This is a genomic window from Chryseobacterium sp. NRRL B-14798 (assembly GCF_050470705.1).
Classification (GTDB): Bacteria; Bacteroidota; Bacteroidia; order Flavobacteriales; family Weeksellaceae; genus Chryseobacterium; species Chryseobacterium cupriresistens.
Genome location: NZ_JBFLUL010000005.1, coordinates 3,556,427 through 3,571,590, shown reverse-complemented (window position 1 = coordinate 3,571,590; position 15,164 = coordinate 3,556,427). Strand labels below are relative to the sequence as shown.

Below are 15,164 nucleotides of genomic sequence, written 5' to 3'. Positions count from 1 at the left end.
GTGCCCCTCGCAATGACAATAAAGTGTAGAGTGAGAGGTCTAATAAGCAATCTCCATTTTTACTTTCTTACCTTTCAGTTTTTCGTTCTGAAGCTTTCTTAAAAGGGCATTTACTTTATTTCTGGAGACGGCAACATATGATGTCGTATCTTTTACTTCGATAATTCCCACATCTTCTTTTTGAAGCTCTCCTTTCTTTAACAGATATCCTACAATATCCACTTTGTTTACTTTATCCTTTTTTCCTGCACTGATGTAAACCGTCTGGAAAGGTGTTTTTTGCGGAACTTTAGTGAATCCGGCAACGCTTTCTTCAGGAGTATTGTTTTTAATAAATGGGAAGTTTTCCTCTTCAGTCATGATCAGGTAGACAAAACCTTTGGCATTCATTCTTGCGGTACGTCCGTTTCTGTGGATGAAAGCATCTTCTTTTGGAGGAAGCTGATAATGAACAATCGATTCTACCTCAGGAATATCAAGTCCGCGGGCAGCAAGATCCGTAGTAATAAGAATTCTTGCAGAATCATTACGGAATTTCAGCAGCGCACGTTCTCTTTCATCCTGTTCCATACCGCCATGGAAGGTTTCTCTGTCTATTCCCATCTGATGAAGAAGTTCAGAGATACGGTCTACAGCATCACGGTGGTTGCAGAAGATCAGGGTTCTTTTGTTTCCGATTTTACAAACCAGATTGAAAAGTGTATCCAGTTTTTCCTCCGGAATAGTCATCACTTTTCTCAGCTGGAGATCCGGTTTTACATCATTTTCTTTAAGGAAATTGATTACTTTTTCATCTTTTAAGCCTGTAAACGTGGGAATTTCATCCATAGCTGTGGCAGACGTTAAAATTCTCTGAGAAAGTTCTTTTAAAGAATTGGAAATGAATCCCATATCATCATGAAAACCCAGTTCCAGAGCTTTGTCGAATTCATCAAGAACCAGAGTCTTAATTGTTTTCGGATCAAAATTATTATTTCTCAAGTGGTAAACAACTCTTCCCGGAGTTCCGATCAATACAGCCGGAGCTTCAATTAAATTATTAACCTCAATTTTTTTGTCATGTCCTCCATAGCATACAGAAACTTTAAAATCTGTTCCCATGGATTTAAAAACCTGCTCAATCTGTAAAGCAAGTTCCCTTGCCGGAACCAGTATCAAAGCCTGAACACCCTGAACATTTTTTTTCAGATTTCTGAGAACAGGAAATAAAAAGGCCAGCGTTTTCCCGGATCCTGTAGGAGAGAGTAAGACAATGTCTGTATTGCTTTCAGACGCTTTATAAGTAGATTTCTGCATCTGATTCATATCCTGAATCTGCAGTTTTTGATAGATCGGCTGTAATTCCATGCTGCAAAGGTAGTGAATTTTGGAGTTTGAGGATTTGAGAGTAGGAGAGTTTGAGAAGGATTGGAAAGTGTGGTCCTTCTTTAATTCTGTCTTACTGTCATTCTGAATGAAGCGCAGCGAAATGAAGAATCTCATTTTTGTCTTCTGCTTATTGATGCCTCTTGTAAATTTTCAGTGTATGGTCATTATGACATCGGATATTGCTTAATTCTGAATGTAAGACGGTTAGTATTAGAATGTCATACTGAGCTCAGTCGAAGCATCCTTTTAATCAAGGTGTTGATTTTTAAATATATAAGTTAAATATTAGCCTGGCAAAATCTATTGCTTATTTTAAATAAAATTCATATCTTTGCACCCACTTTTGTGGCGAAAAGGTTTGAAGAGTAAATTACTTAAAATTAATTACTTCCGTATTTTTTAATCTGCATTTATTCAAACCGTTAAAAAAGAAGGAATACAAATTTATTAGAAAATGTCAAAAGAGACAAATTCAGCAGAGGTTTTATTAAACCAAAATGTAGCACCAGAACAATTTGATTGGGATTCATTCGAATCAGGTCTTGATGCAGATGCGAGAAAAGAAAAAAGCGATTTAGAAGAAATCTACAACGGATCATTAAACAACTTAGACGATAACGACGTTCTAATTGGTAAAGTTGTAAGATTAACTGATAAAGAAGCTATCGTAGACATCAACTTCAAATCTGAAGGTGTTATCTCTCTAAACGAATTCCGTTACAACCAAGGCCTGAAAGTAGGTGACGAGGTAGAAGTAATGGTTGACAAGAGAGAAGACAAAACTGGACAATTACAGTTATCTCACAGAAAAGCGAGAACGCTTAAAGCTTGGGATAAAGTAAACGAACTTCACGAAACTGGAGAAATCGTTAACGGTTTTGTTAAATCAAGAACTAAAGGTGGTATGATCGTTGACGTTCACGGAATCGAAGCATTCTTACCTGGTTCTCAAATTGACGTTAAGCCAATTAAAGATTACGATCAGTTCGTAGGAAAAACTATGGAGTTCAAAGTTGTGAAAATCAACCCTGAGTTCAAAAACGTAGTGGTATCTCACAAAGCATTGATCGAAGCAGATATCGAAGGTCAGAAAAAAGAAATCATCGCTCAGCTTGAAAAAGGACAGGTTCTTGAAGGTACTGTTAAGAACATCACTTCTTACGGTGTATTCATTGACTTAGGTGGTGTAGATGGATTGATCCACATTACAGACCTTTCTTGGTCTAGAGTGAACCACCCATCTGAAATCCTTGAGGACGGACAAACTGTAAAAGTTGTAATCCTTGATTTCGATGATGAGAAAACAAGAATCCAATTAGGTATGAAGCAATTAGAAGCTCATCCTTGGGATGCTCTTTCTGCTGACTTGAAAGTAGGTGACAAAGTAAAAGGAAAAGTAGTAGTTCTTGCTGACTATGGTGCATTCGTAGAAATCGCTCCAGGTGTTGAAGGATTAATCCACGTTTCTGAAATGTCTTGGTCTACTCACTTAAGATCTGCTGGAGATTTTGTAAAAGTAGGTGATGAAGTAGAAGCTGAAGTATTAACTTTAGACAGAGAAGAAAGAAAAATTTCTCTTGGTATCAAGCAATTGTCTAAAGATCCATGGGAAAACATCGAAGCTAAGTATCCGGTAGGATCTCAGCATGTAGGAACTGTAAGAAACTTCACTAACTTTGGTGTATTCGTAGAGTTAGAAGAAGGTATCGACGGATTAATCTACATCTCTGATCTTTCTTGGACTAAGAAAATCAAGCACCCATCTGAGTTCTGCGCAGTAGGTGATAAATTAGATGTTGTAGTTCTTGAATTAGATATTCAGGCTAGAAGATTATCTCTAGGTCACAAGCAATTGACTGAAAACCCATGGGATAAATTCGAAACTAAATATGCTGAAGGAACTATCCACGCTGGTAAAGCTGTAGAAGTTCACGATAAAGGAGCTTCTGTTCAATTCGAGGATGCTGAGGTTGAAGCTTTCTGCCCTTCAAGATTATTAGAGAAAGAAGATGGATCTAAAATCAAAAAAGGTGAAGAAGCTCAGTTCAAAGTAATCGAATTCAACAAAGAATTCAAGAGAGTAGTAGTATCTCACACAGGTATCTTCAGAGACGAAGAGAAGAAAAACGTAAAAGAAGCTTCTTCTAGAAACGTAACTTCTTCTTCTAACAACGAAGAAAGATCTACTCTTGGAGACATCGATGCATTAGCAGAGTTGAAAAGAAAAATGGAAGAAGGTAAATAATCTTTGAACCATTATAATACATAAGAGCCGCTCAAATGAGCGGCTTTTTTTATGGCTATACGGGAAGGAATATAAAAAAGTGTAATAAGACAGTAAAAAACAAAACTATCGGGTAAAAAAACAGTAAAAGCAGATTTCTGTGGGACAGAAATTTATATTCATTAAAATGACTTATAAAAAGAAAATGTTTGTATGAAAAAGAATTAAACATGTGGTAAACATAATGTGGTACGCATAAATATAATGCAGGGTTCTAATGATTGAGAAATATGTAAATTGATTTCAAAGTGTTTTTTCTTTATTTGTCTTGATTTATGTTTAATTTTTAATATAAAAAGTATTAAAGTTATGTGAATTATTTGTAGATTAGCGCCTTTAATAATGGATATGAAAAACAAAGCTTTACCTATTTTATTTGCAGTATTTTCTGCATTTCCGGCAATATTATTCGGACAGGATAATGAAAAACTCATTAAAGATTATATTTCTCAAAATAAAATCAGGGAATATAAAAAGTCTGATCTTAATAATATCATTATTGATAATGTAGATCTGTCAAAATCATTGAATGGTAATGTTGTTAAATTTTTACAGACGTATAATGGTTTGCCAATATACAGCTCTGTAGGAACAGCATTGATTCAGGACAATAAAATTGTTTACTACACCGATAATTTTGTAAAAGATTATACTGCATCTACATCTGGTACAGCTGCAATCAGTAAAAGTACAGCGCTTCAGAAGATTGCTGAAGATCTGAAAAATCCTGAGATAGCAAACTTCACTATTCTTGAGTATCTTGAAAAAACTCAGAAGAAAGCGACTTCAGCCAATCAAAGATTGGTATACGCAAATGATGAAAGCGGAAACCTCCGTTTGGCATATGAATATACCTTAATGGAGCCAAAGTCTCCCAATTACTGGAATATTGTAGTAGATGCCAATAATGGAAATATCCTGTTAAAAAGTAATCTTACGTTATCCTGTAATTTTCATCACGATGCTTATTCATCAGATGCGGAATATAGCCATGCCGATCACTTTGAAAATACCCTGGTGGGACCTCAGAATAACCTAGCACAGAATAATATTCCGTTACTTCTACCGGATAATGCATCATATAATGTATTTCCATTACCTATTGAAGCACCAACTTTTGGTTCAAGATCTATTATTACCAACCCCTGGATCCTGAGTGCTTCTCCTGAAGGATGGCATTCTGACGGAACCAATCATTACACGATTACAAGAGGAAATAACGTTTTTGCCTATGAAGATTCGGCTGGAACTGCTTTAACTGCACCTGATTATCTTACAGGAACTCCGGCAGACGGAGGAGCAACAAGAAATTTTGATTTCCCTTTTAACATCAATGAAACTCCGTTAAATAACAGAAATGCTGCTATTACAAATTTATTTTATCTGAATAACAGAATTCACGACGTTTTCTATAAATTTGGATTTACAGAATCTGCCAGAAATTTCCAGCAGAACAATTTTGGTAACGGACCTGTTGGAGGAGATGATGATTCTGTATATGCAGAGGCGCAGGATGGAAGCGGATTAAATAATGCGAATTTCTCTTCAGGGCAGGATGGTTATAATGGAAGAATGCAAATGTATCTCTGGTCTCCGGTTGGAAGAGTATTTTTCTATAATGCACCAAGTGTTGCTGTTTCCCGAACACCGGGAGCAGGAACTGCACAGTTCGGTAATCCACTACCAATGAACGGCCTGACAGGAGATGTTGCACTTTCATCAGTTTTAGACGGATGTACGGCTTTACCTGCAAGCTCATTGACTAATAAAATAGGACTTGTTGAGAGAGGAACATGTGCTTTTGCTGTAAAAGTGAAAAATCTTCAGGATGCCGGAGCTAAAGCGGCCATTATATATAATAACGTGACCAATGGCTCTACTCTGGGAAATATGGCGGGTAATGACCCTACAATTACAATCCCTTCAGTATTGATTACCAATGCAGAAGGGGAATATATCAAAACTCACCTTGCAGCAAGTACAACAGTAAATGTTACTCTAAAAGGAAACCAGACTCCTGACGGAAGTTTTGATAACGGAATCGTAACCCATGAATACGGTCACGGAATATCCAACAGAATGACCGGTACCGGATACAACTGTCTGAATTCAGGCGTGAGTAAGGAACAGATGGGAGAAGGATGGTCTGATTTCTTTGCTTTAATGCTGACAAACAAAGCAGGAGACGATGCTACAGTAGCGAGAGGTACTGGTACTTATGCAATAGGTCAGCCTATAACAGGTGGTGGTATCAGACCTGCAAAATATTCTACCAACATGACGGTTAACGGATTTACATACGGAAATACCAACGGAATGGAATACAATAACGGATCAGCAATTGTTCCGGATGTACACTCTATTGGTTTTGTCTGGGCAACCATGTTATGGGATCTTCACTGGAAATATGTTGAAAAATACGGTTATGCTTCAGATGTACTGTCAACAACCCCTAACGGAAGCACAAAAGTATTACAGTTAGTAACAGACGCTCTTAAACTTCAGGGCTGTAATCCTAGCTTTATTGATGGAAGAAATGCAATATTGGCAGCTGAGATGGCAACAACTCAGGGACAGGATAAATGTATGATCTGGGGAGTTTTTGCAAGAAGAGGTTTAGGAGTGAATGCATCAGCAGGAGCTAAAAATAATATTAATGATCAGGTTCAGGACTTTAACGTTCCGGAAGCATGTTTATTGGCTACCAATGATGTAAAGGCAGATAAGAACAACAACATTTCTATCTATCCAAACCCGGCCAAAGATGAATTCTATATTAAATTCCCAAGCAATACTCTTGGAAAAGTAAGCGTAGAATTGTATGATATGTCTGGTAAACTGGTTTCTTCAGAAGATAAAATCTCACCGGATGCCAAGAAAGCAATTTCTACAAGCAACCTTGTCAACGGAACTTATATGGTTAAAATCAAAGGACTAGGTTTTGAAGTTGCATCTAAAGTAATGGTTAAGAAATAATTTACTTTTATAATCAATCTCAAAAATCGCCACAAGCTTTGCTTGTGGCGATTTTATTTATCTATCACCATGACACTGCTGAATGATTTAATTTATATGTTGTACCTTTGCAGGCTGTTAAAAAAATTATGAAGAAGAAAAATATACTAAAAGGTGTTTTATTTGTAGGGATTGGAGCTAGTATATACGGTATGTTGGCCACTTTTGTAAAAATGGCTTATCATGATGGCTTTACAACCTCAGAAGTAACTACTTCCCAATTCGTATTAGGTTTGACGGGACTTTTGATCCTGAACTTTATTCAGACCCTAACCTCAAAACAGAAATTATCGGTGCCCAGTTCTAAAGAAGTAAGAATGCTCTTGCTTGCAGGAACTTCTTTGGGCGGAACAAGTTTATTCTACTATATTGCCGTGCAATATATCAATGTTTCCATTGCTATTGTATTATTGATGCAGTCGGTGTGGTTCAGTGTGGTGGTAGAAAGTATTCTAACTAAAAAACTTCCCAACACAAGAAAAGTGGTTTCTGTGGTTATCGTTTTGTTGGGAACGGTTCTGGCAACCAATCTTATTAATATGGAAATAGAGCTGGACTGGCACGGAGTATTCTGGGGGCTAATGGCAGCCGCTTCATATACTTTAACAATGTTCACCTCTAATACGCTGGCTACTCATCTTCCGGTTTTCCGAAAGAGTATTATTATGCTGGCGGGTGGTTCAGTTGTCGTTTTTGCATTCTTATTCTTTGCCCAGATAGGGCCTATGTATTTTGATGGCTTAAAATCATTATACCTGAATTTTACTGATAATACAGAACATATCCATTCATTTAATTATTCAATATTTCTCACGTATGGATTTGTACTGGCGCTTTTTGGAACTATTATTCCGCCTATCTTATTCAATGTTGGGTTTCCCAATGCAGGATTGGGCCTTGGAAGTATCGTTTCATCACTGGAACTTCCGGTTTCCGTAACCATGGCTTTCGTTTTGCTGGGAGAGAAAGTATTTTTCATTCAGTGGGTAGGTATTGCCTTGATTCTTTTTGCAATTGTTTTAATGAATTTACCTTCAAAACAGGAAAAAGAAGTTTCAATGGCATAATGGTCTGAAAAATATTAACTAAAAATAACAGTTAAAACCGTTCCTTTTGGAGCGGTTTTTTTAATTTTAATCTTTAAATAAACGTTTTATGAAACATTTCAGAAATATAATGTCCGCTTTTGCTTTAACGGTCTCCGGTTTTATATTTTCACAGGTAAAACCTCTGGATGCAATGCTGTCTGATTATCAATATCCTTACGAAGTTCATTTTCTTAATTTCAAGTCTCAGGGTGAAGATTTGAAAATGGCTTATATGGATGTAAAGCCGCAAAAACCCAACGGAAAAACGGTCATGCTTCTCCACGGTAAAAACTTTAATGGAGCGTACTGGGAGAGAACAGCAAAAGACCTTTCTGCTAAAGGTTTCCGGGTAGTGATTCCTGATCAGATAGGATTTGGAAAGTCTTCAAAGCCTCATGCTTACCAATTTTCTTTTTCACAGCTTGCAGAAAATACAAAAGCGGTTCTGGATGAACTGAAAATTGACAAAACCATCGTACTTGGACATTCAATGGGAGGAATGGTGGCCACCAGATTTACGTTATTATATCCTGAAAAAGTACAGAAACTGATTCTCGAAAACCCGATCGGACTGGAAGATTATAAAACTTTTGCAGCCTACCAGACTATTGACCAGGCTTATCAGTCTGAACTTAAAAATACAGCCGAAACCTATAAAAATTATCAGCTGAAATTCTATTATGACAACAAATGGAAAGAAGAATATCAGCCCTGGCTGGACTTAATTGCGGGATGGACACTTCATAAAGATTATCCTCAGGTTGCATGGGACGCAGCGCTTACTTCGGATATGATTTACAATCAGCCGGTATGTTATGAATTTAAAAATATAAAAGTTCCTACCTTGCTTATTATTGGAACAAGAGACAGAACCGCAATAGGAAAGGACAGAGCTCCTAAAGAACTTCAACCTAAAATGGGGCAATATCAGGAATTGGGAAAGAAAACCCAACGTGAAATTGCGGGTTCAAAGCTTGTCGAGATTGAAAATGTCGGGCATCTTCCGCATATCGAGGTCTACCCTAAATTTTTTGAAGCACTGTATGATTTTATACAATAGATTAATTTTAAAATATAAAATATTTGAAACATTAAGTTTTTGCAAGTGAGTAAAAATCATAAGCTTTATAAACATTTTGCTTAATTTTTCATCTTTGATGAAACTTAACTATTCTTATTAACTTAATGTTTCAAAATCAATTCTTTTTGTTCCCAAACAGCAATAAAGTACAAACTCCAATTCCAGAAAACAGGACACACGCAATTCCCAGATTTTGTATCAGTCCAATACTCACCAATCCTAAACCTATCAGAACATAATAAATTAATCCTAATAAAGCCCCGGCGCTTCCTGTTTCATTTTTATAATGGATCAATGCAGTGCTTAAAATATTGGGAATCGCAATGCTGAATGCCATCACAATAAAGAAATAGGGAATTAAAAAATAAATTCCTGTACCTGTCAGAACCCAGACAAAAACAGAGGCAGCCAATGCGGAGAAGGTACTTGCTTTGACTAAATATTCAGACCGTATATTCTTCAATAACAAAAATCTGTTAAGCTTTGCTCCCACGAAGGTACCGCCAGCCAGTATTATACTGCTGTACCCGAAAACATAAGAGGAATAATGATTTTCTTTAAAGATAAACGGAGCCAGTGAATAGTATGAAAATAGCAAGACATTAAAGCTCATAATCAATAAGCAGCACTTGATGATACTCTGATCAAGCAGCATCCGTTTCAACAAGTTGATCAACGTCTTCAAGTTGATGGATTTCTTTACATGATGAGTTTCAGCAATTTTCTGTCTGGAAAGGAGTAAAAAAAGTATACTCAAGATACACAGTGTAATAAATACGCTCTGATGTCCGCCGGAGGAAGCCAGTATTGAGCCTGTAACCATTCCGATTACCGGACTGATGGACAAGCCTATTCCGATCCAGGAAAATACTTTGCTGAGATTATCTTTGTCAAAAGTATCTCTTAAAATGGTTTGTGTTACAATGGAACCCACCGAAATTCCGAATGCAGAAATAATCCTGGCTCCCAGAAGAACCATAAAATCAGGAGCAAAAACAGCCGCCAATGTTCCTGCCCCATAGGTAATGAGACCATATTCCAATGATTTTTTCCTTCCGATCCTGTCGCATTGCACTCCCCAAAATGCCACACCCAGTGCAAATGCGATAAAATATAAACTGATTGTTAAGGTAACTGTTTCTTCATGGACTCCAAACTGTTCCTGTACCATTGGCAAAACAGGACTGTAGATGGTTTCCACAAACTGCGGAAGCATCACAAGCAGGGTCAGCAGCCAGATAGGATTTGTCTTTTTCATTTTTTTTCTGCAAAGTTTCCAAAAAATCAATGTATATTTATAATGATATAAAAACAAAAAATATCAAAAATAGGACATGACTGTACTGGAACAAAACGACGTCTTTGATGCTGATTCAATCCCTGAAAAAGTAGTTGGAATAACCTCTGATATGGTGATGCATGACTCCGGTTTTCATTTTCACACAACGAAATCTCAGCTGTTGTATGCGCCATCAGGCTGTATGACTGTAACGACTTCCGACAGGCAGCTGGTTCTCCCTCCGTTCAGAATGCTTTGGATTCCTGCCCATGAAGTTCATCGTGTGAATTTCAGAAATATTGTGGCCTACAGATCCATTTATTTTGATGAAAAATATTCCCAAAGATATATGAAACATGGCCTGAAAGTTCTTCATGTCAACGCCTTGTTAAAAGAAATTATTGAAAGAATTTGTTCCTGGGAATGGTCAGGGTTGAGACAGGATCAAACTAATCTTTTAAAAGTATTCTGGGATGAATTGAGTAAAGCTCCGGAAGAAAAACTGGAACTTACAATGCCGCAGGATAAGCGTTTTACGAAAATAGCTGAAGAATGGACACTGCGGAAATCTATGCCTCCAATGCTAAAAGATTTTGCAGAAAAAACAGGAGCGGTGGAGAAAACGATCAGCCGTATTTTTAAAAAAGAAACCGGACTGTCTTATCAGGATTGGAGACAGCAGTGGCGGTTGCAGCGATCAATTGAACTTTTGGTGGAAGGAAATTCAATAGGAGAGGTATCCTATATCCTGGACTTTTCATCAGACAGTGCTTTTATTGAATTTTTCAAAAAGCAGACAGGTTCCACTCCTTTGCAGTATCTCATGAAGAATGAATAGTCCTTTTGTACAGCTGATAAAAAGTAAGATTGTTAACCTTGACAAGGTTGATGTCATACAATATTTCTTGTCTTATGAAAAGTCTGATTCATAGTAGATTTCATAAAATTGTACTACCAATACAATAATTTTATGAAAACGATTAATACAAATAGTGTTGAGAACTACGTACATATACTTGAGGTCAACACCACGGCAGATAAAGTATATCGGGCTTTAACAGATGAAATTCCCCTTTGGTGGACTGAAATGTTTGAAGGTTCATCTTCAGAGGCTGGAAATCTTTTTACCATAAGATTTGGAGATAACATCCATAAAACAATGCGTGTGAAAGAATTAACTGCCAATACAAAAATTGTCTGGCTGGTTGAAGACTCATTGATTGCCCTTCCTGAATTAAAGAACCAGACAGAATGGATCGGGACAACAATTGTCTGGCAAATAGAAAAAAATAAAGAAAGCACTCAGATAAAACTTACCCATATCGGCCTGAACCCGGCTATTGAATGCTATGAGATCTGCTCCAATGGCTGGCTGCAATTTCTCGGCAGCCTGAAAAAAATTCTGGAAACCGGAGAAGGAGCTCCCTATAAAAAGTAAAAATATTTATACAAAAAAAAGAGACTGTTTATAAGTAAACAGCCTCTTTTTGTATGTATTGTTGTCTGAATTATTTCTTCTTGTAAGCAGCGTCTTTGATTCTTGCTTTCTTACCTCTAAGGTCTCTGAAGTAGTAAATTCTAGCTCTTCTAACTCTACCTCTTCTATCAACTTCAATTTTTTGAAGTGCAGGCATGTTAATAGGGAATACTCTTTCTACACCTACATCACCACTCATTTTTCTGATAGTGAAAGTTTTTGTAGAACCAGTACCTCTTAATTGGATAACTGTTCCTTTGAAGAACTGAGTTCTGGTCTTTTGTCCTTCTTTAATTTCGTAATACACAGTAATTGTATCACCTGCTTTGAATTCAGGGAATTCTTTTTTCGCAATGTACTTGTCTTGTACGTACTTTAATAAATCCATTATTAATAAAATAAAATGTTAAAGCTAAGCAACTTACACGTTCTTCGTCAGAGGTTGAATAACAGGTTGCAAATGTACAAAATAGTTTTTGAATATGCCAAATATTTAATGTACTAAAAACTATAATTTTTTCATTCCGGTTTTGCTAAAAAATTAACGGTTTCTTTAAAATCCCATCAGACAGAGTTTATATGGGAATTCTACTTTTGCCCGAAGTAAAAATCCGGATAACGGTTTTTTAAATTCCTGATTCACAACTTAAAACTATATGTTATTTTAAAACTAAAACTATTATGAAACATTATTTCTTCTTTTTTTGTTTCGCGGTCCAGATGACTTTCGGACAGGTTTTGTTCCCTTATTTACAAAACCCGACTCCGAATTCTATGATCGTCAATTGGAAAACAGCTTCCAATAATGAAACAACAGTAATCTACGGAAATTCTCCAACAAATTTAAATGTGACGGTAACAGGAACTACCAATATCTTCTCGGATACCGGATACAACAACAACTATTATTATCACACGGCAAAGATTACCAACCTTCAGCCGAATACCAAATATTATTATAAGATCAAAACCGGAACAAGCGAGTCTGCTGTTTATAATTTCAGAACACTTCCTTTACCGGGACAGGCGGTAACTGCCAATGGAAAGATCCGTTTCCTTATTATGGGGGACAACCAGATCAAAGCAGAACCGAGATATGATACGCTTACATTGAATGCGTATAAAAAACTCAAGGAAAAATTCGGAGCTGCTTCAGATCCGTCAGATAATATTGCGCTTACTTTTATGGTGGGCGACCAGGTAGACGTAGGTACATTGGATCACTATGAAAATGTCCACTTTAAAAAGAATATCAAATTATCACCTTATCTGCCTATTCAGACAACGGTAGGAAACCATGAAACCTACGGAACGATGGGAATGAATTCTTACTATGCTCATTTTTATATTGATGAAATCAGTTATAAAGGGATAAGCTCAGGAAATGAAAATTATTATGCCCAGCAGGCAGGAAATGTATTATTTGTAAGTTTAAGTTCTGAACATACAGGGTCAGCACAGCAGACATGGCTTCAGCAGATTTTAACGGCAGCCAACAATGATTCTACGGTAGACTGGATTATTTCTTTAAGCCACAGACCTTATCAGGCTGAGCAGTATGTAGGAGATATTTCTACATGGGTAAGAGAAAATGCCGTACCGCTTCTGGTAACTTCTGATAAATATTTAATGCACGTAGGAGCCCACCATCATTTATACCACAGAGGGCAGCTTAAAAACACACCGAATTACCAGATTATTTCCGGAGGAACAGCCTGGGATCAGTATTGGGGAATGTCTAATGAACAGGATTTTGACGATGTTCAGAAAACATTGACAGACTGGACCTATCAGATTGTGGAAGTAGATGTCCCAACCGGAAAAGTAGATGTCGAATGTTATTCGATCGGTGGAGTTTACAACAAGAAAAACAATGTGTTGGTAGATTCTTTCCACAGATATAAAAATCAACCTAAACCTGCAAAACCATCCATTACCAATACATTCTCAGGACCCATTACTTTACCTTTGACATTAAATGGAAGTGCATTTTCATCTTCTAACGGAGAGCTTTTAAATACAACACAGTTCCAGATCAGTAAAGCCTCGAACTTCTCTGTGATTGAAAAGGAATTTTACCGCGATTTTGAAAACTGGTTCGGAAAAGACGGAAACGGAACTCCTGATAAAACGAAAAACCTGAATGATGGAGTAGACATCACCAAAGCGACATTGGCAGCGAATTCTATTCCCAACGGAATCTATTATGTAAAAACACGTTACAGAGACAGAAACCTTGAGTGGAGCGACTGGAGTGATGTAAAACAGTTCGAAATTACAGGAAGTGTAGTGTCAAATCCTACATTTACTTTAAACAAAACAGAATATGCACAAAATGAAGCAATTACGGCTACGTTTACAGGTGGTCCGGGAAATCAGCAGGATTGGGTAGGAATCTATAAAAAAGGACAAACTCCTGCTTCTACCACTTCACAAGGCTATATTTATACGAACGGGCAGACTGCTGGAACAGTGACTTTCAATAATGGTCTGGCTACTAAAGGTCAGTATTTTGCAGGATTCTTTGCAAATGGAGGATATACAGAAATCACTCCAAGAAAAAATTTCTATGTAGGACCGAAAGTACAGCTGCAGACTACTGCTGATACGTATCCTGTGGGAGGAACCGTTACTATTAATTTTACAAACGGACCCAACTTACAGAAAGACTGGATCGGAATTTACAAAATGGGACAAACTCCGGGAACTACAGCTTCTATCAAATGGAGCTATGTAACAACTGCATCAGGAACTCTTAATTTCACAGGACTTCCAAAAGGGTATTATTATGCTCAGTATTTATTGGAAGACGGATATAACGGAATCGGGGAGAAGGTGTTCTTCAAAGTAGGAGATATCGTTACTGATCTTTGGATCAACAAACCTGTTTATACCTTGGGTGAAAATATTACGGCTTCATGGACGGATTCTCCGGGAATCATCAAAGACTGGTTGGGAATATATCCTCAAAGTGTTCAGACACCGGATGATAATTTTGTTTCTTATACCTATTTTGACGGAATAACTCAGGGAACAAAAACTATTCAGGGAACAGCAGTACCTGCAACACCGGGAAATTATTACATGGTCATGTTTACCAATGATTCCTACACAGAAGTTTCGAACAGGGTACAATTCCAGGTGGCTTCACCTACTTTAGGAACGGAAGAAACAAGAAGTACAGAGAAAAATGTAGTGTTGTATCCTAATCCAACCAAACCGGGACAGCCTACTTTTATTAAAAGTGATTACCCGATTGAAAAAATCGAGCTGGTTTCAGCTTCGGGAGAATTACTGTATGTATCGAAAAATATCAATAACCAACGTTTCTCTTTGGTGAATGAAAATCTTCCGGCAGGCGTTTACTATGTAAAAGTACACGGAAGAAAACTGTTTACTTTAAAGCTGATTATTCAGTAAAGTAAATTAAAACACAATTATAATGAAGAGGCTGTCAGCAATGATAGCCTCTTTTTTATGGATGTAAAAAGTATAATTTTCCATAATTATCTGTGAAAATCTGTGCCCGTTTGTGGTTAAACAAAAAACGGTTCCAAAAAAATGAAACCGTC

General features: G+C 37.0%; 10 protein-coding genes. 7 read left to right on the top strand and 3 right to left on the bottom strand.

What is annotated here, in order from left to right:
- Nucleotides 1-39 precede the first annotated feature (39 nt).
- Nucleotides 40-1,347 carry a DEAD/DEAH box helicase gene (locus tag AB1278_RS16470; RefSeq protein ID WP_343643197.1) on the bottom strand — a complete coding sequence of 436 codons (1,308 nt, stop codon included), beginning with the start codon at nucleotides 1,345-1,347 and terminating at the stop codon, nucleotides 40-42.
- Nucleotides 1,348-1,822: 475 nt separating this feature from the next.
- Between AB1278_RS16470 and rpsA the strand changes: the two genes are divergently transcribed.
- The 4 genes from rpsA to AB1278_RS16450 all read left to right on the top strand — a co-directional run bounded on the left by rpsA (nucleotide 1,823) and on the right by AB1278_RS16450 (nucleotide 8,815).
- Complete coding sequence (gene rpsA, locus AB1278_RS16465; RefSeq protein ID WP_137905342.1) at nucleotides 1,823-3,613, top strand: 30S ribosomal protein S1; 1,791 nt, start codon at nucleotides 1,823-1,825, stop codon at nucleotides 3,611-3,613.
- A 387-nt stretch (nucleotides 3,614-4,000) separates the two neighbouring features.
- Complete coding sequence (locus AB1278_RS16460) at nucleotides 4,001-6,628, top strand: T9SS-dependent M36 family metallopeptidase (protein WP_411413641.1); 2,628 nt, start codon at nucleotides 4,001-4,003, stop codon at nucleotides 6,626-6,628.
- Between the two features lie 128 nt (nucleotides 6,629-6,756).
- Nucleotides 6,757-7,734: an EamA family transporter gene (locus tag AB1278_RS16455; RefSeq protein WP_202838502.1), complete on the top strand. Its 978-nt coding sequence runs from the start codon at nucleotides 6,757-6,759 to the stop codon at nucleotides 7,732-7,734.
- 88 nt (nucleotides 7,735-7,822) lie between these two features.
- Nucleotides 7,823-8,815 (top strand): alpha/beta fold hydrolase, encoded by a 993-nt coding sequence (locus AB1278_RS16450; protein WP_429815758.1) that lies wholly within the window; start codon nucleotides 7,823-7,825, stop codon nucleotides 8,813-8,815.
- 136 nt (nucleotides 8,816-8,951) lie between these two features.
- Here AB1278_RS16450 and AB1278_RS16445 read toward each other — a convergent pair whose 3' ends face one another.
- Nucleotides 8,952-10,094 (bottom strand): MFS transporter, encoded by a 1,143-nt coding sequence (locus tag AB1278_RS16445; RefSeq protein ID WP_429815755.1) that lies wholly within the window; start codon nucleotides 10,092-10,094, stop codon nucleotides 8,952-8,954.
- A gap of 76 nt (nucleotides 10,095-10,170) precedes the next feature.
- Here AB1278_RS16445 and AB1278_RS16440 point away from each other — a divergent pair, with 76 nt between their 5' ends.
- Together AB1278_RS16440 and AB1278_RS16435 are read left to right on the top strand one after the other, a co-directional pair.
- On the top strand, nucleotides 10,171-10,953 hold the full coding sequence (locus AB1278_RS16440; RefSeq protein ID WP_429815752.1) for an AraC family transcriptional regulator: 783 nt from the start codon (nucleotides 10,171-10,173) through the stop codon (nucleotides 10,951-10,953).
- A 132-nt stretch (nucleotides 10,954-11,085) separates the two neighbouring features.
- Nucleotides 11,086-11,553, top strand: a complete 468-nt coding sequence (locus AB1278_RS16435; RefSeq protein ID WP_343643950.1) for an SRPBCC family protein — start codon at nucleotides 11,086-11,088, stop codon at nucleotides 11,551-11,553.
- Nucleotides 11,554-11,623: 70 nt separating this feature from the next.
- Here AB1278_RS16435 and rplS read toward each other — a convergent pair whose 3' ends face one another.
- On the bottom strand, nucleotides 11,624-11,980 hold the full coding sequence (gene rplS / locus AB1278_RS16430) for a 50S ribosomal protein L19 (protein WP_002980648.1): 357 nt from the start codon (nucleotides 11,978-11,980) through the stop codon (nucleotides 11,624-11,626).
- Nucleotides 11,981-12,273: 293 nt separating this feature from the next.
- Here rplS and AB1278_RS16425 point away from each other — a divergent pair, with 293 nt between their 5' ends.
- Entirely contained in the window at nucleotides 12,274-15,012 is a 2,739-nt protein-coding gene (locus AB1278_RS16425; protein ID WP_429815746.1) for a fibronectin type III domain-containing protein, read from the top strand.
- The last annotated feature ends 152 nt before the right edge of the window (nucleotides 15,013-15,164 follow it).

Bases quoted from the DNA above. Each gene is read 5' to 3' on its own strand.
- rpsA (WP_137905342.1), top strand. From the start codon at position 1,823: ATGTCAAAAGAGACAAATTCAGCAGAGGTTTTATTAAACCAAAATGTA.
- AB1278_RS16460 (WP_411413641.1), top strand. From the start codon at position 4,001: ATGAAAAACAAAGCTTTACCTATTTTATTTGCAGTATTTTCTGCATTT.
- AB1278_RS16440 (WP_429815752.1), top strand. From the start codon at position 10,171: ATGACTGTACTGGAACAAAACGACGTCTTTGATGCTGATTCAATCCCT.
- AB1278_RS16470 (WP_343643197.1), bottom strand. From the start codon at position 1,347: ATGGAATTACAGCCGATCTATCAAAAACTGCAGATTCAGGATATGAAT.
- AB1278_RS16455 (WP_202838502.1), top strand. From the start codon at position 6,757: ATGAAGAAGAAAAATATACTAAAAGGTGTTTTATTTGTAGGGATTGGA.
- rplS (WP_002980648.1), bottom strand. From the start codon at position 11,980: ATGGATTTATTAAAGTACGTACAAGACAAGTACATTGCGAAAAAAGAA.
- AB1278_RS16450 (WP_429815758.1), top strand. From the start codon at position 7,823: ATGAAACATTTCAGAAATATAATGTCCGCTTTTGCTTTAACGGTCTCC.
- AB1278_RS16445 (WP_429815755.1), bottom strand. From the start codon at position 10,094: ATGAAAAAGACAAATCCTATCTGGCTGCTGACCCTGCTTGTGATGCTT.
- AB1278_RS16435 (WP_343643950.1), top strand. From the start codon at position 11,086: ATGAAAACGATTAATACAAATAGTGTTGAGAACTACGTACATATACTT.
- AB1278_RS16425 (WP_429815746.1), top strand. From the start codon at position 12,274: ATGAAACATTATTTCTTCTTTTTTTGTTTCGCGGTCCAGATGACTTTC.